Raw genomic sequence first — 18,906 nt, forward strand, 5'->3', positions numbered from 1 at the left:
GAGCGCATGCACCACGTCACCCTGGCCCAGATGGCCATCACCGCCCTGATGGTGGCTTTGCTGCCGCTGTCCATGGTGTGGATTTCGAAGGATGTCAGCAAATACCGCAAGCTGGTCTGGGTCAGCGTCTTCCTGACCTTCGACCTGATCGTGTTCGGCGCCTTCACGCGCCTGACCGATTCCGGCCTCGGTTGCCCGGACTGGCCGGGCTGCTATGGCCTGGCCAATCCCTTCCTCGCCCACGAGGAAATCCGCGCCGCCGAAAGCCTGATGCCGAGCGGTCCCGTGACCATGTTCAAGGCCTGGGTCGAAATGATCCACCGCTACCTGGCCATGGGCATCGGCGTCCTGATCGTGGCGATGATGGCGGTGGCCTGGCTGCGCTGGCGCGACAGCCGCAAAGGCCTGGGCGGCTACGGCGCGGCCTTCGCGCCCGGATATCCCACCCTGCTGTTCTTCTTCATCTGCCTGCAGGGCGCGTTCGGCGCCTGGACCGTGACCCTGAAGCTGCAACCGGTGATCGTCACCATCCACCTGCTGCTGGGCATGGGGCTGCTGGCCATGCTGGCCTGGTTCGGCGGGCGCCAGGACCAGCACGTGACGCCGCTGCCGCGTAGCGATGCCCCGGCCACGGCGGTCCGCCGCCTGCGCCGGCTGGCCGCCTTGTCGGCCCTGGTACTGCTGGTGCAGATCGCGCTGGGCGGCTGGGTGAGCACTAACTACGCCACACTGGCCTGCACCGAGTTCCCCCTATGCCAGGGCAAGCTGGTGCCGGAGATGGACTTCGAACACGGCTTCCACCTGTGGCGCGAACTGGGCAAGACCGCCGCCGGCCACTACCTGCCATTCTCGGCGCTTACGGCCATCCACTGGGTGCACCGCAACTTCGCCGCCGTGGTGGTGCTGGTGCTGGGCCTGACCGCCGCCGCAGCCTGGCGCCATGCCGGCCTGCGCGGCCTGGCGCGCGGCATCGTGGCCGTGCTGCTGCTGCAGGCTTTGACCGGTTTGGCAACGATTTACCTGAATTATCCGCTCGCCATCGCCGTGCTGCATAACGCCGGGGCGGCCCTGCTGGTGCTTTTGCTGACCATGTTAAACTACCGGGCTAAGTTCCAATTCGACACCGCGCTGCGCTGACCGGCGCGAGTGCCTTGCAAGACAATACTAATGACGACCCACACCGCGACCACTCCGAAACAGAACCACCGCATCGCCCAATACTGGGCGCTGACCAAGCCGCGCGTCACCCAGTTGGCCGTGTTCTGTGCCGTGATCGGCATGTTCCTGGCCACCGACGGCATGCCCGACTGGCGCGTGGTGGTCGCCGCCACCCTCGGCATCTGGCTGCTGGCCGGCGCCGCCTTCGCCGTCAACTGCCTGGCCGAACGCGAAATCGACGCGCGCATGGCGCGCACCGCCCGCCGCCCGCTGGCCACCGGCGAAATCTCGCCCGGCCAGACCATGCTGTTCTCCGCCATCATCGGCGGCGCTGGCATGTGGGTGCTGTACACCCTGGTCAATCCGCTCACCATGTGGCTGACCTTCGTCACTTTCGTCGGCTATGCCGTGATCTACACGATGATCCTGAAACCGGCCACGCCGCAGAACATCGTGATCGGCGGCCTGTCGGGCGCCATGCCGCCGGCCCTGGGCTGGGCCGCCGTCGCCAACGACGTGCCGATGCAAGCCTGGCTGCTGGTGCTGATCATTTTCATCTGGACCCCGCCGCACTTCTGGGCGCTGGCCATGTACCGGCGCGACGACTACGCGCGCTCCGGCCTGCCGATGCTGCCTGTGACGCACGGCCTGCCGTTCACCCAATTCCATGTGTGGCTGTACTCGATCGCGCTGGCTGCCACCACCTTGCTGCCTTTCGCCGTGAAGATGAGCGGCTTGATTTACCTGGTCAGTGCGATCGCCCTCGATACGGTCTTCCTATGGTACGGATGGCGCATTTACCGCCACTACACCGACCTGATCGCCCGCAAGGCGTTCGCCTACTCGATCCTCTACCTTGCCCTGCTGTTCGGAGCTTTACTGGTAGATCACTACTTCAAGTTCTGATATGAAAAAACTGTTTGCTGCCGTTTGCATGCTGCTGGCGCTGGCCGGCTGCGCCGAGAAGAAACTCGAATTCACCAATACCGACCTGACCGGCCTGGATTACGCCAAGGGCTTCGCCCTCAACGACCACACCGGCAAGCCGGTCACGCTGGAAACCTACAAAGGCAAGGTGGTGGTGGTGTTCTTCGGCTTCACCCAATGCCCCGACGTGTGCCCGACCACCATGGCCGAAATGTCCAGCGTGATGAAGGAACTGGGGCCGCAGGCCGACCAGGTGCAGGTGCTGTTCGTCACCCTCGATCCCGAGCGCGACACCAAGGAACTGCTGGCGCAATACGTGCCGACCTTCGATTCGCGTTTCGTCGGCCTGTATGGCGACCCGGCGCGCATCATGCAGACCGCCAAGGACTTCAAGGTGTTCTACTCCAAGGTGCCGGGCAAGGAGCCGGGCAGCTACACCATCGACCACACCGCTGGCAGCTATGTGTTCGACAAGAACGGCAAGATCCGTCTCTTCCTGCGCCACGGCCAGGGTCCGGCGCCAGTGGTGCACGACCTGAAGCTGCTGCTCTCCTGAGCTGAACGCAGTCCCCCAAAAGCCCGCTGAACGCGGGCTTTTTTTATCGCTGCTCCGGCGGCAGACCGTTCTGCGCCGCCACGATGCGCGCATGCTCCTCGAAGTTCACCGGACGGTGTTTGACCGTGGTGCTGGCCGGATCGGCGCCCAGGTAGTTATTGCCTTTCCAGTTGCTGGCCGGACGGACGGGACGCGGCACGAAGCCGCCGCCGCAGTTGGGGCAGACGTTCGACAGCAGGTTTTCGGCGCAGTCGGCGCAGAAAGTGCATTCGTAAGTACAGATGCGCGCCTCGGTGGAGGCGGGCGGCAGCGCCTTATTGCAGTGTTCACAGCTCGGCCGGAGTTCCAGCATGTCGTTCCCTTCGGGGTGGTGTTGATGGAAGCGCGATCCTAGCATGGGCAATGTACGGAAGGATGTCCGTGCTTGCGCACTTTGACGCTAAGTGGTCCTTAAGATATTACTACGCTGCAATTGCTGCTTTCCTGATAAGCTTGTAGCCTGCATACACACGGAAAATCGCATGGAAAAACGCTTTCAACCCTATACCCGCCTGGCCGCCATCGTCTTCCTGGTGATTGGCTGCCTGTGGGTGCTGAGTCCCTTCCTGGCCGCGATCCTGTTCGCCGCCGCCATCACCATCTCCAGCTGGCCCCTGTACGAACGCCTGCTCGAGCGCATGAAACAGCGCCGCACCCTGGCCGCCGCCACGATGACCATCTCGCTGGTGCTGGTGATCCTGGTGCCGCTGACCATGGTGACCTGGAATATCGCCGACAACGCCGGCCATGTGTACCGCGGCGTGCGCGAAGCGCTCGACGCCGGCACCATGGCGCCGCCCGAATGGATCAAGCAAATCCCCCTGGTGGGCGAATCGGTCGACGCCTATCTGCACAAATTGATCAGCAACCGCGAAGAGCTAGTGGCCCTCGCCAAGCGCTATATGGAACCGGCGCGCCGCATCCTGCTCGGCGGCAGCGTAATGCTGGGCAGCGGCGTGGCGCAAGTGAGCCTGGCCGCCTTCGTCTCCTTCTTCCTCTACCGCGACGGCCAGACCCTGCTCAACGCCCTGCGCGTGGGCATGGAAAAAGTCATGGGCGAACACGCCCACCCGGTGGCCGACACGGTCAGCCGCACCGTGCGCGGCGTGATGTACGGCCTGCTCGGCACCGCGTTGGCGCAGGCCGCGGTGGCGGCGCTCGGCTTCCTGATTGCCGGCGTACCGGCCGTGGCCCTGCTCTCGGTCGCCACCTTCCTGTTCTCGCTGATCCCGGTCGGCCCGCCGCTGATCTGGGGCGGCGCCACCATCTGGCTGTTCAACCAGGGCAGCACCGGCTGGGCCATCTTCATGGCTATTTGGGGGATGTTCCTGATCAGTGGCGTCGACAACGTGGTCAAACCCATGCTGATCAGCCGTGGCTCCAGCCTGCCTTTCCTGCTCGTGCTGCTCGGTGTGATGGGTGGCGTCTTAGCGTTCGGCTTCGTCGGCCTCTTCATCGGCCCGACCCTGCTCGCCGTCGCCCTCGGCCTGCTGCGCAACTGGACCGACACCCCGTCCCCATAACAGCAGAGCCCGTGTCCACCGTGGGGTCAGACCCCAAATCGGACACGGGCTCAACTATGTGACGCAGGAAAAATGAAGGCCATTACTGCTCGGCTCGTGTCCGATTGGGGTCTGACCCCAAGGTGGACACGAACTGGGCTGTTGGTTTAGTCGATCAGGGTTTTGACGAGCAGGCGGCCGTCTTGCATCAGGCCTTCGTTGCGGACCATGAGCTGGCTGCCTTTGGCGAACCAGAATTTGGCGACGTAGCCGGCTTTGTTGTAGTCGGTGGTCAGCAGCCAGCAGTCGACCGGGCCGGCGGGACCGGCTACCAGTTCGGAACCAACTACCTTGAAGGTGTAGCGCGAGGGCGCGCCGGCGCCAGGGTGATAGAAGTTGATCTCCGCCTCATATCCCATCGCCAGCGGCAGGGTTTGCAGCAGCTCGATGTCGGTCTCGAAGTTGAACGTCCCTTCGGGCGAATTGACGGCGATGTCCTTCTGCGTGTTTTCGGCCAGGTTCGGCAGGCCGCTGATGCGGGTCGGCGCGAAGGTGAAGCCTTCCACCACGCGCTTGCCTTCCTTGGTCGTCACGCGCTCGTGGGTCAGCGGGCGGAAGGTGCCCATTTCAAACGAGGAGTCGATCTGCTTGACCGAGGGTACGGGGGCAATGGCGTCCCAGCGCTGGCGGATCTGCATGCGGCCGTTCTCGAAGCGGATATCGCGCTGCCAGATATCGATCGGGGTGTTGCTGTCGGCCGTGCGGATAAAGCGCAGATAGCGGTGGCTGCCTTCCTTGAGCAGGCCGAAACGAGGCAGCTGCGAACCGACCGCCACATACTGGGCGGCCGCGCCGGCCGCGCCGGCGGTGGCCAGAAGACAGGTCAGCAGGGCGGCATTGCGCAGTGGGCGATACGATAAAAGCATGGCTCAATCCTCGTCGCGGTATAAAGTCAAGAGTATAACGCGCAAATCAGCGCTTGCGATCAATCCTGCTCGTCGCTGTCGCCGCCGCGCGGCAGGCGCGGGATGACTTTGACCAGCAAGATGCGCGGGCCATTCATCTTTTTCACGACGATATCGAAGGCGTCGAAGCTCACGCGCTGGCCCTGTTTCGGGATGTCGCCCAGCTTCAGCATGATCAGGCCACCGACCGATTCCACCTCGTCCAGGCCGAGGTCTTCGTTTTCCACGTCCAGGCCCAACGCGCGTTCCAGCGAAACGATGGGCAGGCTGGCCTTGCCGATCAAGGCGCCGTCCGGCTGTTTGAGCCAGTCGTTTTCATTGAGGCGGAATTCGTCGTGAATCTCGCCGACCATGGAGCCGAGCAGATTGTCCAGGGTCAGGAAGCCGACCGGGCGCTTGCCTTTTTCGCCGATCAGGGCGAAGTGGGGCGCGCCGTCGCGGAAGCGGCGGAACAGTTCCAGGGCCGGGGTGCGCGCCGAAATCGTTTCGACCGGACGCAGAAGGCTGGTCAGGGACTTGATGGCCTTGCCCGACTGCTGGGCGAAGAACAGGTCTTTCAGGTGCACCACGCCCAGCACATTGTCGCCGTCGGCGTCGAAATAGGGGTAGCGGCTGAAACGGTTGCGCACCACGGTTTCCAGGTTTTCCTCCAGCGGCTTGGCGGCGTGCAGGCCGATCACCTCATTGATGGGGCGCATCAGGTCGGACACGCGCATCTGGCTGAAGTCGAGCGAGTTGGCGAGGATATTGCGCTCGTCGCGGTTGAACTGTTCGCCGGGCTGGCTGGTGCGCAGGATCAGTTTCAGCTCGTCGGTCGAGTAATGCGACTCATGGCCGCCGGCGCCGGCCAGGCCGGCCACGCGCAGCACGAAGTTGGCGCTGGCATTCAGCACCCAGATGGCCGGATACATGGCCCAGTAGAAGGCGTACAGCGGCACGGCGCTCCACAGGCCGATCACTTCCGGCAGACGGATGGCCAGCGATTTTGGCGCCAGCTCGCCCACCACGATGTGCAGGAAGGAGATGGTGACGAAGGCGAAGACGAAGGAAATGCCGTGCACGATTTCCGGCGCGGTGACGCCGATGGCGGTTAGCAGCGGTTCCAGCAGGCTGGCGAAAGCGGGTTCGCCGATCCAGCCCAGGCCCAGCGAGGACAGGGTAATGCCCAATTGGCAGGCGGAGAGATAAGCATCCAGTTCGCCATGGACTTTGGCGAGAATACGTCCTTTCAAGCCCTGCGTTTTAGCGATGGCGCGGACCCGGGTCCGGCGCAGGGTGACGATGCCGAATTCGGCCGCCACGAAAAAACCATTGAGTGCAACGAGGAAAAGGGCCAGCAGGACGAGCAATAGGTTGTGCATAAAACGCACTTAAGCGGGTAGTTGAAAGCATCATCTTATCCGACTCGCCGCCATCGCTGCGCAAAATTCAAAAAAACGTAGCAAATTGATAGCGTCGGCGGCCTCACACCAGGCGGTGGCGGAACAGCCATGCGGCCAGCGGCAGCGTGACGGCGGCCAGCGCCACCATGGGCAGCAGATCGGGCCAGACCACGCTGAAACCCACGCCTTCGAGATACACGCGCTGCACCAGGTCGATGGCGAAACGCAGCGGATTGGCCAGGGTCGCCATCTGCAGCGCGGGCGGCATATTGCGCACCGGCGTGGTCAGGCCGGACAGCAGCATCAGCGGCATGATGAGCACAAAGGTATAGAGCATGGCCTGCTGCATATTGGCCGACACGGCGGAAATCGAGAGGCCGATGCCGACGCAGGCCAGGGTGAACAGCGCCAGTCCGGCATAGATCAGCAGCAGCGAACCGGCCAGCGGCACCTGGAACCAGAACAGGGCCACCAGCAGGATGAGGGAGGATTGCGTCAGCCCGATCAGCATGGGCGGCAGGGCTTTGCCGACCATGATCTCGGCCGGCGTGAGCGGGGTGACGAGGAGCTGGTCGAAGGTGCCTTGTTCGCGTTCGCGCGCCACCGAGAGGGCGGTCAGCAGCAGGGTTTGCAGCATGCTGAGGGCGGCCATTAGGCTCGGCATCAGGTTCCAGCGCGTTTCAAGATTGGGGTTGTACCAGGTGCGCGCTTCGACCTGCAGCGGCGGCGCGCTGCCGCCGTGCGCACTGCGCCACTGCTGGCTGAAGCTGGCCACCACCGCGCCGACATAGCCGGCGGCGGAACCGGCGGTGTTGGAATTGCGGCCGTCGAGTATCAGCTGTAGCGGCGCGGCGTCGCCCGCATATAGGCGGCGTTCGAAATCGGGCGGCAGCTGGATCGCAAGCAGGGCTTGCTGGGTGTCGATGGCCTGACGGATCTGCTGCGGCGTTTCCACGCTGGCGACGCGCTGGAAGATGCCGCCGCCATCCAGCTTCGCCAGCAGTTCGGTGGAGGCGGCGCTGCGGCTGGCGTCCAGCACCACATACGGCACATGGCTCAAGTCATAGGTGGCGGCGTAGCCGAACAAAAGGCTTTGCACCAGCGCCGGGGCGATCAGGATGGCGCGGCTGGCCGGGTCTTTGAGCACGGCCAGGAACTCCTTGCGGCACAAGGCGGCGAGACGGCGCAGCAGGGCAGTGAACATGGTTTCAGTCCAGACGTTTGCGGGTGACGGCGCGCGCCAGGCCAAGCAGCAGCACGGCGTAGGCGGCGAGGATGGCGCAGTCGCGCAGAATCAGCGGCCATACATTCCCGGCCAGGAAAAGGGTGCGCATCAGCTCCATGAAGTAGGTGGCGGGCAGGAGGTTGCCGATATAGCGGATCACTGCCGGCACATTGCGCAGGTCGAACAGGAAGCCGGACAGCATCACCGAGGGCATGAAGCTGCTCAGCAGTGCCGCCTGGCTGGCGAGGAACTGGTTGCGCGTGATGGCGGAGATCAGCAGTCCCATGCCGACGGCGACGAACAGGTAGAGCATGGAGCTCAGTAGGAAGACCGCGAGCGAACCTTGCATCGGTACGCCGAACAGGAAACGCGCCGCCAGCAGGCAAAGCGCCAAGCCGCCCATGCCGACGCAGAAGTAGGGAATGATTTTGGCCAGCAGGATTTCCACCGGCCGCACGGGCGAGACGAACAGCGCTTCCAGCGTGCCGCGTTCCCATTCACGCGCCATGACGAGGGCGGTGAGAAAGGCGCCGACCAGCGTCATGACCAGCACGATCAGGCCAGGCACCAGATACCAGGTGCTGGTGTTGGCGGCGTTGAACCACATGCGTTGCTCGATGCGGATGCTGGCGCGCGCCGCCGGCGCCAGCGCTGCGTCGCCAGTCGCGTCGCCTGGACGGGACGCGGCGCGTTCGGCCTGGCGTTCGGGCCACTGCATCAGCGCCGCACTGGCGTAGTTGAGGATGATGCTGGCGCGGCTGGCTTCCGAACCATGCACCAGCAGCTGGATGCGGGCATCGCCGCTGGCGAGCCGACGCGGGAAGTCGGAGGGCACGCGCACGATGCCGTCGACGCGGCGTTCCTGCATCAACCTTTCCGCTTCATGCATCGAGGGCAGCAGCAGCGGCGAGAAGACCGGCGAGAGCTGCAGGCTGGAGACGGCATCCATCGCGGCAGGCGAGCTGTCTTCCAGTACGATGGCGATGGGCGCGTTCTTCACGTCCAGCGACAGGCCGTAGCCGAAGATCAGGATCAGCATCATGGGCAGCGCCACGCCGATGGCCAAATTGCTGCTGTCGCGCAGCAGCTGCCGGAACTCCTTGCGCGTGAGCGCGATCAGGCGGCGCGCAAAACCGCCGGCGGATTGCCGGGCGTTCATGGCGCGGCCCCCGCGGCGTGACCGCCATTGCCGGCGCGGTTGCTTTCGACGATGGCGATGAAGGCTTGCTCCATATTGGCGGCGTCGCCGGCCTGGCGGCGCACCTCGGCCGGTGTGCCGATGGCCAGCAGGCGTCCGGCATCCTGGATCACGATGCGGTCGCAGTACTCGGCTTCTTCCATGAAGTGCGTGGTGACGACAACCGTCACGCCAGCCTGCGACAGCGCCGTGATGCGGCGCCAGAATTCGCGGCGGGCGAGGGGATCGGCGCCGCTGGTGGGTTCGTCCAGAAACAGGATTTCCGGTTCGTGCAGCAGGCCGGCCGCCATGGCCAGGCGCTGTTTGAATCCGCCCGGCAGCAGGCCGCTTTGCCGCTCCTCCTGTCCATTTAACTGAAACTGCGCCAGCACCTCGCGGGTGCGCTCGCGCAGGCGCGCGCCGTGCAGGCCGTAGGCACCGCCGAAGAAAGCCAGGTTCTCGGCCACCGTCAGATTGCCGTACAGCGCGAACTTCTGCGCGACGTAGCCGATCTTCTGCCTGGCCTGGGCGCGCGCGTGGCGCAGGTTCAGTCCCGCCACCTGCAGAAAGCCGCTGCTGGCGGGCAGTAGGCCGCACAGCATGCGGAAGGTGGTGGTTTTACCCGCGCCATTCGGTCCCAGCAGACCAAAAATCTCGCCGCGCCGCACGCTGAAGCTGGTGCTGGCAACGGCCGTGAAGTCACCGAACTTGCGTACCAGGTCGCGCACTTCGATCACGGTCGACGCTTCATTCGCTTCATCCACTTTGCTGCTGCGAGGCGGCGCAGTAGCCGTCTTGTCGGATGCGGCAGGATTATCCGACGCGCGCAATATCATCATGAAGCCGTCTTCCAATCTTGCCGCGACAGGGGTGACTTCTGCGTTCGCCAGCAAGGAGGAATGGTTCGTCCCGCCGCGTCCAATGAAGCGCACTTTGCCGCCTTCGGGGACGGCATCGATGATGGCGCCGGACGCGTCGAGCAGGCGCGCCTGCAGTTCGCGAGCCGGCATTCCCGGCGGCGGCGCGGCACTGAAGCACAGGCCATCGGCGCGCCGGCGTATGGCGTCCGGCTCGCCCTGCGCGAGAATTCCGCCTTCGTGCAGCACAAAGACCTGGGCGCAGCGCTCCGCCTCGTCCATATACGAAGTGCTGACCAGCACCGACAGCTGTTCATCCTGCACCAATTGCTGCACGATCTGCCACAGCTCGCGGCGCGACAGCGGGTCCACGCCGACGGTCGGCTCATCGAGCAAAAGCAGTTCGGGCGAACGCACCAGGGTGCAGGCCAGTCCCAGTTTCTGTTTCATGCCGCCGGAAAGTTTGCCGGCGGGCCGCGAGGTAAAGCGCGCCAGGTCGGTCATCCGCAACAGGCGCTGGAAGCGCTCCTGCCGCACATCGCGCGGCACGCCGTGAAGGTCGGCGTACAGATCGAGATTTTCCTGTACGCTCAAATCCTCATACAGGCCAAAGCGCTGCGGCATATAGCTGATGCGGTCCTGCACCGCCTGCGGGTCGCGTCCCACGTCGATGCCCAGCACATGCAGGGAACCCGATGTCGCTTGCAGCAGCCCCGCCGCCAGGCGCAGCAAGGTGGTCTTGCCCGCGCCATCCGGCCCGACCAAGGCCGTCAGCGCGGCGGACGGAATATCCAGGTTGATGCCGTTCAGCGCCACGCTGTCCTGCTTCGATCCCTTGAGCGGAAAGCGTTTGCACAGCTGCCGGGCGGAGAGGGCGCAGGCTGCCATGGTCAGCGCTCCGCGCCGTCCTGTTTGGCGATGCGGACGGTGGCTGGCATGCCCAGACGCAGGCGGTCGGCCTTGTCCTCGGCCTGCACGCGCACTTCGTACACCAGCGCCGTGCGCAGCTCCTCGGTCTGCACCGTTTTCGGCGTGAATTCGGCGCTGGAGGAAATGAAGCCGACCTTGCCCGGCAGCGTCTCGCCCGGCAGACTGTCGATGGCGATGCGGGCCGCCATGCCGGGACGGATGCGACCCAGATCGGCCTCGCTCACGTAAGCGCGTATCCACTTCGGATTGTTGATCGCCAGCGTGTACACGGGCCGCTGCGGCGACGCCATATCGCCCGGCTCCAGCAGCCGCGCGCGCACCACCGCGTCGATGGGCGCCTTCAACTGCGCCTCGCCAAGCTGGTGCTGCAATAGCGCCGCGTCGGCGTTGGCCGCATCCAGCAGGGCGCTCGCCTGCGCGATGTCCTCGTTGCGCGGACCGTTCTGCACCAGCTGCTGCGCCTTGCGCGCGCTGTCCAGCTGGGCCAGGGCCGTTTTGTAGCGGGCACGGACGGTATCGACTTCCTGCTGGCTGACTGCGCGCCGTTCCAGCGCCTCGTAGCGGTCCTGCTGCTGCTTGGCCAGATCCACTTCGGCCTGGGCCGCCGTGGTGGCGGCGCGTGCCTGGCCCAACTCCTCCGGACGGCTGCCCGCGCGCAAGCGGCGCAAGACCTGCTGCTGCGCCTCGGCCTGGGCGCGCGCCTGCGCCAGCCGCAGATTCAGGGTGCGCGTATCGAGTTCGCCCAGCACCTGGCCGGCGCGCACCTGCTCTCCTTCCTGCACCAGCAGGCGGGCGATGCGTTCGCTGCCGTTGAAGGCCAGCGCCACCTGGCGCAGATCGACATTCCCATGCAGGACCAGTTCCGTGCCGCTGCGCGCCGGCCGCTGCGCATACCAGGCCGCGCCTGCGGCAAGGCCCAGCAGGGCGATAGCGGCGATAACGATCTTCTTGCTCATTACGGGCATCCTTAAGCGATGTGCTGATTTTATAGGCATATTACATTAAATTGAAATTTGAATTTGAATTTATTTGCGTAGTGCGCGATACTTCAGACTCTGGCTACAATGCTGCCCATGCCGACTTCCATGCGAAAACCATCTCCCGCGCCATCGCGCACCGCCCGCCAGGATGGTGATGCCACCCGCCAGACCCTGCTCGATATGGCCGGGCAGGTCTTCGCCGAGCGCGGTTTCGCCGACGCCACCAGCAAGGAAATCTGCAGCCGCGCCGGCACCAATATCGCCGCCGTGAACTACCATTTCGGCGGCCGCGAGCAGCTATATGAGGCGGTGCTGGTGGAAGCGCACCACCATTTGCTGCGGCTGGAAGAGATGCTGGCGGTGGCCGGCGCCGAGCTGGCGCCGCGCGAGAAACTGCGCGCCATCCTGCGCGGCGTGGTGCAGCGCGCGGCGGGACCGGACGCGCACTGGAGCGCGCGCGTGATGATCCGCGAGCTGCTGGCGCCGACGGCGTATGCGCCGGCGTTGGTGCATAAGGCGATCGCACCCAAGGCCATGGTCATGCTGGGCATCGTCAGCGAAATTCTCGACCTGCCGCCCGACAGTCCCGGCCTGCAGCGCGGGCTGTTCTTCCTGATGGCGCCCTGCCTGTCGCTGCTGATGGCGCCGCGCGCCATGCGCGAAGATGTGTTCCCGGCCCTGGGCAATGATCTGGACGCCCTGACCGACGATATGTTGAGCTACGCCCTGGCCGGACTCGATGCGCTCGCGGCGCGCTACCGATAAAACGTGGTCTGTCCCCGGTTGTTCAGGCAAACAAGCCGCTGTGGGTGGCCTGCAGCAGCGCTTCCACGGCGGGATGCTTGATGCGGCGCTCGCTGGAAATGGCGTAGAACTGCTCGCGCAGTTCGGGCGCGTTGCCCACCAGGACCGCGCCGAACTGCTCCTTGAGGTCCGAGGCCAGCGCCGAGGGCGCGAAGAACAGACCTAGGCCATTGCGGCCGAAAGTGTTCAGCATCGCATTATCCTCAAACTCACCCACCACATCGGGCTGCACCTCATGGTCGAGCAGCCACTTGTCGATGCGCCCGCGCAGGGCGTTGTTCCGCGTCGGCAGCAGCAGCGGCGCGCCCGTCAGGCTGTGCGGGAAATTGCGCTGGTATTTGCGCGCCAGCTTCGGCGCGCCGAATAGCTGCATCTCGCTTTCGCCCAGCAGGTGGCTGAACACGCGCAGGCTGGCCGTGGCGCGGATCGAGCGGTCGGTCAGCACCACGTCCAGCTTGTGCAGGGCCAGATCGGCCAGCAGCGAGTCGAATTCGTCTTCCAGGCAAACCAGCTTGACCTTCACCTTCATATTCATCGACGCCTGCAGCAGGCGATAGGCGATCAGCTTGGGCAGCGAATCGGAAATGCCGACCGTCAGCCGCATCTTGCCCGCGTCGCTTTCCTGCAGCGCCTCCTGCATGCGGTCGCCCAGCTCGAAAATCTGCTCGGCATAGGTAAGGGCGACGCGGCCTGTTTCGGTCGGCACCAGGCGGCGTCCCTGCTGGGTCAGCAGCGATTTGCCGATCGACTGTTCCAGCGCCGCGATCTGGGTGCTGACCGTCTGAATCGCCAATCCCAGCCGCTCGGCAGCGCGCGTGACGCTGCCTTCCGCCGCCACCACGCGGAAGAAATACAGGTGGCGGAAGTTCAGTCCTGTTGTTTTCATTTTCGATTTTTCCGAAGTAATACTTCAATTATCTTCTATTTTTCAAATCACAGGTTTTCTCTACACTGCATGACATCGATCAAAACAAGAAAGGGTTCTAGTGATGAAACACTTCAGGATTTCATTCCTGGTGACTTTCATCTGTCTTGCTGTCGCAGGGTGGTGGGGTTACCAATCGGCCGGCTGGTCCGGTGCGCTGACGGCGCTGGGTATCGCCGTCATTCTGGGCGTGATGGAAGTCTCGCTCTCTTTCGACAACGCGGTGGTGAACGCCTCCGTGCTGAAGACCTGGGACGCTTTCTGGCAAAAGCTCTTCCTCGGCGTGGGCATCATCATCGCGGTGTTCGGCATGCGCTTGCTGTTCCCGCTGGTGATTGTGGCCGTGGCGGCCGACATCAGCATCTTCGATGTGTGGACGCTGGCGCTGAACGATCCGAAAACGTATTCGAAGCACCTGACCGATCACCACGCTGAAGTGGCGGCATTCGGCGGCATCTTCCTGCTGCTGGTGTTCCTGAACTTCCTGCTGGATCACGAGAAGGAAATGCACTGGCTGGGTAACGTCGAGAAGAAACTCGGCTCGCTGGGCAAGGTGTCCTCGATCGCGGTGATGGTGGCCATGGGCGTGCTGCTCGGTTCCCTGTCGCTGGTGGCGGAAGGCCAGAAGCTGGTGGTGCTGGTCTCGGGTATGTGGGGCATCCTGGTCTACGTCGGCGTGGATGCGATCAGCAACCTGCTGGAGAAGGAAGAAGAAGGCTCGAATGTGGGCGATATGGTGAAGCGCGGCGGTATTGGCGGCTTCCTCTACCTGGAAGTGCTGGATGCCTCCTTCAGCTTCGACGGCGTGATCGGCGCGTTCGCCATCACCTCCGATGTCGTGATCATCATGCTGGGCCTGGCGATTGGCGCGATGTTCGTCCGCTCGATGACGGTGTATCTGGTGCACAAAGGCACGCTCGATCAATACGTGTATCTGGAGCACGGCGCGCACTACGCCATCGGCATTCTGGCGGTGATCATGCTGGCGAGTATGAAGTTCCATATTCCCGAAATCTTCACCGGCCTGATTGGTGTGGCCTTCATCCTGGCCTCGCTCTGGTCCTCGGTGCGATACCGGAAAAAACAGGAAGCCCTGGCGCTGAAAGCAGCGTAAGGGCGGTAAGAAAAGCGCGGCGTGCGATATACGACACCGGCACGCTGCGCATGTAGTAAGGGTGTCACAACCAACCAAGGAGAAGTAAATCATGGCAATCAGTCTGCAAAAAGGTGGCAACGTCAATCTGAGCAAAGAAGCACCTGGCCTGTCCAAACTGGTCGTGGGTCTGGGATGGGATGTGCGCAACACCGACGGCGCTGCTTTCGATATCGACAGCTCGGCCTTCCTGCTGAAAGTGGACGGCAAAGTGCGCAACGATCTGGACTTCGTTTTCTACAACAACCTGAAATCGCAGGACCAGTCGGTGGCCCACTCGGGCGACAACCGCACCGGCGCCGGCGATGGCGACGACGAAACCGTCAGCATCGATCTGGGCAAGGTGCCGGCCGACGTGGAACGCATCGCAGTGTGCGTGACCATCCACGAAGCCGACGCCCGCCGCCAGAACTTCGGCCAGGTGCAGAAAGCCTTCGTGCGCTGCGTGAACGCCGCCACCAACGGCGAAATCGCCCGCTACGACCTGTCGGAAGACGGCTCCACCGAAACCGCGCTGGTGTTCGGCGAGGTATACCGCAACAACGGCGATTGGAAATTCAAGGCCGTTGGCCAGGGCTACAAAGGCGGTCTGGGCGCGCTGGCTTCGAACTTCGGCGTAGGCGTTTAATCATGGCGACATTCACCGTAACCGGCAGCGAAGATCCCTTCCTGCATGTGTCGCTGCGCCAGGGCGAGAAGATTTATTGCGAATCGGACGCCATGGTGATGATGGAATCCGCGCTTGAGCTGAAAGGCAAGATGAGCGGTGGCCTGGGCAGTGCGCTGATGCGCACCTTTGCCAACGGCGAATCCTTCTTCCAGCAACATATCGAGGCAGTACGCGGCGACGGTGATTGTCTGCTGTCGCCGACCCTGCCGGGCGCCATGCAAGTGATCGACGTCGGCCCGCAGCAGTACATGCTGAGCGACGGCGCCTTCGTCGCCGCCACCTTCGGCGTCGACCTGAAAGTGCGCACGCAGAACGTGGGCAATGCCCTGTTCGGCCAGAGCGGCGGTTTCTTCATCACCGAAACCGCCGGCAGCGGCCAACTGGCAGTGTCGGGCTTCGGCTCCCTGTTCCAGCTGGACGTCACGGCAGGCAAGGACGTGGTGATCGACAACGCCCACGTCGTTTGCTGGGACAGCTCGCTGCGCTACGAAATCTCGGTGGCGACGGGCGGCGGCGGAGGCCTGTTCAGCAATCTGGTGAACAGCGTGACGAGCGGCGAAGGCATGGTGCTGCGCTTCTCGGGCCAGGGCAAGGTGCTGATCTGCTCGCGCAACCGCAGTTCCTTCGTTGGCTGGTTAAGCAGCCAGCGCAAGCAGTAATTTGAATTAAGGAGTAAACATGTCTGTCAATCTGCAAAAAGGCCAGAAGATCTCGCTGGAGAAGGAAGCTGGCCAGTCCCTGAACCATGTGGCCATGGGCCTGGGCTGGGATGCGGTCAAGAGCAAGGGCTTCCTCGGCTTCGGTTCCAAGAGCGCCGACATCGACCTGGACGCCTCCTGCGTCCTGTTCGACGACGCCAACCGCCCGCTGGACGTGGTCTGGTTCCGCCAACTGAAAAGCCGTGACGGCAGCGTCTTCCACACCGGCGACAACCGCACCGGCGCCGGCGATGGCGACGACGAGCAAATCAACGTCACGCTGGGCCAGGTGCCCGAGCACGTGAAGAGCATCGTCTTCACCGTCAACAGCTTCACCGGCCAAAGCTTCTCGCAAGTGGATAACGCCTACTGCCGCCTGGTGAACGCCAACAACGGCAAAGAAGTCGCGCGCTTCAACCTGTCGGTGCAAGGCTCGCACTCGGCCCAGATCATGGCCAAGCTGTATCGCCACAACGGCGAATGGAAAATGCACGCCATCGGCGAAAACGGCACCGGCCGCACCTTCGATGACCTGATGCCGCAGATCGCCGCGCATCTGTAAGGAATGCAAAGCAAGTAAATAAATCGTAAAGAGTTTCACAAGCGCCGACCCCATGGCGTCTTCTTTTGCGGCGGTTCCGGCAACGGGATCGCCGTTTTTTTATCCCCGCAGCGTTTGCGCCAAATCAAACAATGTCCACCCTGGTGTCAGGCACCAGAACCGGACATTCTTTGAGAAAAATCAAGGAATGTCCCACCCTGGTGCCTGACACCAGGTGGGACATTGTTTGATCTAGCGCAAAGGGGCTACCAGTGGCGGGCGGCGTCGGTGAGGTGCTGGCGGCAGAGGGTGATGCGGTCGGCGGCTTTGCTGCTGCCTTTGGCGCGGGCGATGTGGAGATGGAATGGCGACGGACGTTTCGGCTGCGGCAGGGCGATCAGTTGGCCGCTGTGCAGCAGCGGGCGGCTCAGGCATTCGGGGACGACGGCGAGGCCGATGCCGGCAGCGGCGGCTTCGAGGGCGGCCTGGTAGTCGGGGACGATGGCGCTGGGGGCGTCGGCAGTGCCGCCGTAGACGTCGCGCCAGAAGCCGGGCAGCGGTGGCACGGGGCTTTGCAGGTCGATCAGGGGCAGGCCTTTGGGGGCGGCGGATTTGGGCAGGCGTTCGCGCAGCGCTGGACTGCAGACCATTTGCAACCGTCCTTCGTAGAGCGGTTCGTATTCCACGCCTTTGTGAGGAATGCGCGCCAGCGTGACCGCCATATCGAGTTCGCCGGCGACCAGGGCGGCCACCAGGGCCGGCGGCGGCATGGCGCGCAGATTGAGGCGGATGCCGTGGCTGGGCAGCGTGTTCAGGGCGGCGAGCAGTAGCCGCGTGAAGCCGCTGCTGGTGCCGAGATGTAGCGGGCCGGCCAGCGTGGCGCGCTGGGCGCCGCCGCTGCCGACGATCAGGTCGAGCGCATCGAGATGCGGCCCGCTCTGGCGTTCCAGTTCGATGGCGGCCGGCGTCGGGGCCAGTCCGCGCGGCAGGCGGGTGAAAAGCTGGGTGTGGAGATGGGCTTCAAGCACCTTGATGTGGCGCGAAACGGCGGGCTGGGTTAATTGCAAGGCGAGAGCCGCGCGCGAAATCGAGTTGTGGCGGTAGACGCTGAGGAAGCTGCGCAGATGAAGTAGATAAGACATCGTTTTATTTATGGATGGCCTAATAATTCATGATTTGATTTAAGCCTAGGCGGTTTGTAATCTGGCGTCAAGCAATCACTGGAGATGAGCATGAGCAGCCCGATTCCTGTCTATCCCGACCTGCAAGGCAAGGTCGCTCTCGTTACCGGCGGATCGCGCGGCATCGGTGCGGCGGCCTGTCTGGCGTTGGCGCGCTGCGGCGCGAAAGTGGCCGTCAATGGCCGCGACGGCGATGCGATCGACGCCACGGTGGCGGCCATCCGCGAGCAGGACGGTGCGGCTTTCGCGGCGCCCGCCGATTGTTCCAGCCTGGCCGCCGTGCAGGCAATGCGCGCCGCCATCGAGGATCATTTTGGCGCGCCGGAACTGTTGCTGGCCTTCGCCGGCGGCGGCAGCGGACGTCCGATGCCGTTGGCCGAAATCACGGAGGAGGATTGGCGTTCCAGCATCGACCATAATCTGACCTCGACCTTCTTCACGCTCAAGTGCTTTTTGCCGGCGATGATTGCGCGCGGCCATGGCAGCATCGTGACCATGGCCTCGGCCGGCGGCCGCGTGGCCTCGGGGGCGCCGGCCGGCTATGGCGCGGCCAAGGCGGGCGTCATCATGCTGACCCGTCATGCTGCGAATGAGGTGGGCCGCCAGGGCATTCGCGTGAACTGCATTTCGCCCTCGGCCGTGCTGACCGAGCGCACCGCGCAGCGCATGCCGCCGGCGCAGCAGCAAGCCATGCTGGGCGCTTTCCCGCTGGGGCGTCTGGGGCAGCCGGACGATATCGCTTCCGCCGCCTTGTTCTTGCTGTCGGAGAGCTCGTCCTGGATCACGGGTATAACATTGGATGTCGCGGGTGGCCGCGTCATGAACTAAGCGGGAGGAAAACCATGCCGGTTCTCGACCATATGATTTTGCGGGTGAGCGATCCCGCGGCTTCCGTGCGTTTTTACCAGAACGTGCTGGGTTTTGCTTACGAGGGCAAGCTGATGCCTTTCGACGTGCTGCGCGTGAATGAGGATTTCACGCTGGACCTTTTGGCGGAAGCGCCACGCGATCCCGTGCATCTGGCTTTCAGCATCGATCGCGCCAGCTTCGATGCGGTGCAGCGTCGTTTGAGCGAGCAAGGCATTGCGTACGGCAGCGACCCGTTCGACCGCAGCGGCGGGCCTGCGCGCCAGTCGCATGGCGCGCGCGGCCTGGCCGATGCCTGGTACTTCTATGACCCGGACGGGCACAATATCGAAGTCCGCACGTATGAAAACTGAAAGGGCCGGCGACGCG

General features: G+C 63.9%; 20 protein-coding genes. 11 read left to right on the forward strand and 9 right to left on the reverse strand.

What is annotated here, in order from left to right; translation table 11 throughout:
• Nucleotides 1–6: 6 nt before the first annotated feature.
• From FHS03_RS11160 to FHS03_RS11170, 3 genes are read left to right on the forward strand one after another with little or no spacing between them, the layout of a single operon-like run.
• Entirely contained in the window at nt 7–1,137 is a 1,131-nt protein-coding gene (locus FHS03_RS11160) for a COX15/CtaA family protein (protein ID WP_229426158.1), read from the forward strand.
• Nucleotides 1,138–1,167: 30 nt separating this feature from the next.
• Nucleotides 1,168–2,064 carry a heme o synthase gene (cyoE, locus tag FHS03_RS11165; protein WP_183441048.1) on the forward strand — a complete coding sequence of 299 codons (897 nt, stop codon included), beginning with the start codon at nt 1,168–1,170 and terminating at the stop codon, nt 2,062–2,064.
• A 1-nt stretch (nt 2,065) separates the two neighbouring features.
• Nucleotides 2,066–2,641 carry an SCO family protein gene (locus tag FHS03_RS11170; RefSeq protein WP_183441049.1) on the forward strand — a complete coding sequence of 192 codons (576 nt, stop codon included), beginning with the start codon at nt 2,066–2,068 and terminating at the stop codon, nt 2,639–2,641.
• A gap of 43 nt (nt 2,642–2,684) precedes the next feature.
• On the opposite strand, the gene FHS03_RS11175 is transcribed toward FHS03_RS11170, so the two are convergent.
• A complete protein-coding gene (locus tag FHS03_RS11175) occupies nt 2,685–2,993 on the reverse strand; it encodes a DUF1272 domain-containing protein (protein ID WP_183441050.1) in 309 nt (102 codons plus the stop codon).
• Nucleotides 2,994–3,162: 169 nt separating this feature from the next.
• On the opposite strand from FHS03_RS11175, the gene FHS03_RS11180 reads away from it, so the two are divergent.
• The gene (locus FHS03_RS11180) at nt 3,163–4,203 is read left to right on the forward strand and encodes an AI-2E family transporter (protein ID WP_183441051.1); all 1,041 of its coding nucleotides are present in this window, start codon (nt 3,163–3,165) and stop codon (nt 4,201–4,203) included.
• Between the two features lie 146 nt (nt 4,204–4,349).
• Here FHS03_RS11180 and FHS03_RS11185 read toward each other — a convergent pair whose 3' ends face one another.
• The 6 genes from FHS03_RS11185 to FHS03_RS11210 form a co-directional block, all read right to left on the reverse strand.
• Nucleotides 4,350–5,108 (reverse strand): DUF3108 domain-containing protein, encoded by a 759-nt coding sequence (locus tag FHS03_RS11185; RefSeq protein WP_183441052.1) that lies wholly within the window; start codon nt 5,106–5,108, stop codon nt 4,350–4,352.
• Nucleotides 5,109–5,167: 59 nt separating this feature from the next.
• Nucleotides 5,168–6,508 (reverse strand): hemolysin family protein, encoded by a 1,341-nt coding sequence (locus FHS03_RS11190; protein WP_183441053.1) that lies wholly within the window; start codon nt 6,506–6,508, stop codon nt 5,168–5,170.
• A 103-nt stretch (nt 6,509–6,611) separates the two neighbouring features.
• Complete coding sequence (locus tag FHS03_RS11195; RefSeq protein ID WP_183441054.1) at nt 6,612–7,733, reverse strand: ABC transporter permease; 1,122 nt, start codon at nt 7,731–7,733, stop codon at nt 6,612–6,614.
• A 4-nt stretch (nt 7,734–7,737) separates the two neighbouring features.
• Entirely contained in the window at nt 7,738–8,913 is a 1,176-nt protein-coding gene (locus tag FHS03_RS11200) for an ABC transporter permease (RefSeq protein ID WP_183441055.1), read from the reverse strand.
• Nucleotides 8,910–10,676 (reverse strand): ATP-binding cassette domain-containing protein, encoded by a 1,767-nt coding sequence (locus FHS03_RS11205; RefSeq protein ID WP_183441056.1) that lies wholly within the window; start codon nt 10,674–10,676, stop codon nt 8,910–8,912. The genes FHS03_RS11200 and FHS03_RS11205 overlap by 4 nt, the downstream gene beginning before the upstream one ends.
• Nucleotides 10,677–10,678: 2 nt before the next feature.
• Nucleotides 10,679–11,674, reverse strand: a complete 996-nt coding sequence (locus FHS03_RS11210; protein ID WP_183441057.1) for a beta-barrel domain-containing protein — start codon at nt 11,672–11,674, stop codon at nt 10,679–10,681.
• Nucleotides 11,675–11,803: 129 nt separating this feature from the next.
• Between FHS03_RS11210 and FHS03_RS11215 the strand changes: the two genes are divergently transcribed.
• The gene (locus FHS03_RS11215; RefSeq protein WP_229426159.1) at nt 11,804–12,463 is read left to right on the forward strand and encodes a TetR/AcrR family transcriptional regulator; all 660 of its coding nucleotides are present in this window, start codon (nt 11,804–11,806) and stop codon (nt 12,461–12,463) included.
• Between the two features lie 22 nt (nt 12,464–12,485).
• On the opposite strand, the gene nhaR is transcribed toward FHS03_RS11215, so the two are convergent.
• Nucleotides 12,486–13,388 (reverse strand): transcriptional activator NhaR, encoded by a 903-nt coding sequence (nhaR, locus tag FHS03_RS11220; RefSeq protein WP_183441059.1) that lies wholly within the window; start codon nt 13,386–13,388, stop codon nt 12,486–12,488.
• A gap of 103 nt (nt 13,389–13,491) precedes the next feature.
• Between nhaR and FHS03_RS11225 the strand changes: the two genes are divergently transcribed.
• From FHS03_RS11225 to FHS03_RS11240, 4 genes are all read left to right on the forward strand, one after another.
• Complete coding sequence (locus tag FHS03_RS11225; protein ID WP_050409350.1) at nt 13,492–14,541, forward strand: DUF475 domain-containing protein; 1,050 nt, start codon at nt 13,492–13,494, stop codon at nt 14,539–14,541.
• Nucleotides 14,542–14,632: 91 nt separating this feature from the next.
• Nucleotides 14,633–15,208, forward strand: coding sequence for a TerD family protein (locus FHS03_RS11230; RefSeq protein WP_050409349.1), 576 nt, complete (start codon nt 14,633–14,635; stop codon nt 15,206–15,208).
• 2 nt (nt 15,209–15,210) lie between these two features.
• Nucleotides 15,211–15,909: a TIGR00266 family protein gene (locus tag FHS03_RS11235; RefSeq protein ID WP_183441060.1), complete on the forward strand. Its 699-nt coding sequence runs from the start codon at nt 15,211–15,213 to the stop codon at nt 15,907–15,909.
• Nucleotides 15,910–15,928: 19 nt separating this feature from the next.
• The gene (locus FHS03_RS11240) at nt 15,929–16,510 is read left to right on the forward strand and encodes a TerD family protein (protein ID WP_176349213.1); all 582 of its coding nucleotides are present in this window, start codon (nt 15,929–15,931) and stop codon (nt 16,508–16,510) included.
• Nucleotides 16,511–16,755: 245 nt separating this feature from the next.
• Here FHS03_RS11240 and FHS03_RS11245 read toward each other — a convergent pair whose 3' ends face one another.
• A complete protein-coding gene (locus FHS03_RS11245) occupies nt 16,756–17,631 on the reverse strand; it encodes a LysR family transcriptional regulator (RefSeq protein WP_183441061.1) in 876 nt (291 codons plus the stop codon).
• Nucleotides 17,632–17,721: 90 nt separating this feature from the next.
• On the opposite strand from FHS03_RS11245, the gene FHS03_RS11250 reads away from it, so the two are divergent.
• Both FHS03_RS11250 and FHS03_RS11255 read left to right on the forward strand, forming a co-directional pair.
• Nucleotides 17,722–18,498 (forward strand): SDR family NAD(P)-dependent oxidoreductase, encoded by a 777-nt coding sequence (locus tag FHS03_RS11250; RefSeq protein WP_229426160.1) that lies wholly within the window; start codon nt 17,722–17,724, stop codon nt 18,496–18,498.
• Nucleotides 18,499–18,512: 14 nt separating this feature from the next.
• A complete protein-coding gene (locus tag FHS03_RS11255; RefSeq protein WP_183441063.1) occupies nt 18,513–18,890 on the forward strand; it encodes a VOC family protein in 378 nt (125 codons plus the stop codon).
• Nucleotides 18,891–18,906 lie beyond the last annotated feature (16 nt).

It is taken from the genome of Pseudoduganella violacea (genome assembly GCF_014191875.1).
GTDB lineage: Bacteria > Pseudomonadota > Gammaproteobacteria > Burkholderiales > Burkholderiaceae_D > Rugamonas > Rugamonas violacea_A.

Coding starts and splice junctions, on each gene's coding strand:
- FHS03_RS11160 (WP_229426158.1), top strand. CDS start 7: ATGCACCACGTCACCCTGGCCCAGATGGCCATCACCGCCCTGATGGTG.
- FHS03_RS11200 (WP_183441055.1), bottom strand. CDS start 8,913: ATGAACGCCCGGCAATCCGCCGGCGGTTTTGCGCGCCGCCTGATCGCG.
- FHS03_RS11235 (WP_183441060.1), top strand. CDS start 15,211: ATGGCGACATTCACCGTAACCGGCAGCGAAGATCCCTTCCTGCATGTG.
- FHS03_RS11170 (WP_183441049.1), top strand. CDS start 2,066: ATGAAAAAACTGTTTGCTGCCGTTTGCATGCTGCTGGCGCTGGCCGGC.
- FHS03_RS11175 (WP_183441050.1), bottom strand. CDS start 2,993: ATGCTGGAACTCCGGCCGAGCTGTGAACACTGCAATAAGGCGCTGCCG.
- FHS03_RS11245 (WP_183441061.1), bottom strand. CDS start 17,631: ATGTCTTATCTACTTCATCTGCGCAGCTTCCTCAGCGTCTACCGCCAC.
- FHS03_RS11185 (WP_183441052.1), bottom strand. CDS start 5,108: ATGCTTTTATCGTATCGCCCACTGCGCAATGCCGCCCTGCTGACCTGT.
- FHS03_RS11225 (WP_050409350.1), top strand. CDS start 13,492: ATGAAACACTTCAGGATTTCATTCCTGGTGACTTTCATCTGTCTTGCT.
- FHS03_RS11190 (WP_183441053.1), bottom strand. CDS start 6,508: ATGCACAACCTATTGCTCGTCCTGCTGGCCCTTTTCCTCGTTGCACTC.
- FHS03_RS11240 (WP_176349213.1), top strand. CDS start 15,929: ATGTCTGTCAATCTGCAAAAAGGCCAGAAGATCTCGCTGGAGAAGGAA.
- FHS03_RS11250 (WP_229426160.1), top strand. CDS start 17,722: ATGAGCAGCCCGATTCCTGTCTATCCCGACCTGCAAGGCAAGGTCGCT.
- cyoE (WP_183441048.1), top strand. CDS start 1,168: ATGACGACCCACACCGCGACCACTCCGAAACAGAACCACCGCATCGCC.
- FHS03_RS11180 (WP_183441051.1), top strand. CDS start 3,163: ATGGAAAAACGCTTTCAACCCTATACCCGCCTGGCCGCCATCGTCTTC.
- nhaR (WP_183441059.1), bottom strand. CDS start 13,388: ATGAAAACAACAGGACTGAACTTCCGCCACCTGTATTTCTTCCGCGTG.
- FHS03_RS11210 (WP_183441057.1), bottom strand. CDS start 11,674: ATGAGCAAGAAGATCGTTATCGCCGCTATCGCCCTGCTGGGCCTTGCC.
- FHS03_RS11215 (WP_229426159.1), top strand. CDS start 11,804: ATGCGAAAACCATCTCCCGCGCCATCGCGCACCGCCCGCCAGGATGGT.
- FHS03_RS11195 (WP_183441054.1), bottom strand. CDS start 7,733: ATGTTCACTGCCCTGCTGCGCCGTCTCGCCGCCTTGTGCCGCAAGGAG.
- FHS03_RS11230 (WP_050409349.1), top strand. CDS start 14,633: ATGGCAATCAGTCTGCAAAAAGGTGGCAACGTCAATCTGAGCAAAGAA.
- FHS03_RS11205 (WP_183441056.1), bottom strand. CDS start 10,676: ATGGCAGCCTGCGCCCTCTCCGCCCGGCAGCTGTGCAAACGCTTTCCG.
- FHS03_RS11255 (WP_183441063.1), top strand. CDS start 18,513: ATGCCGGTTCTCGACCATATGATTTTGCGGGTGAGCGATCCCGCGGCT.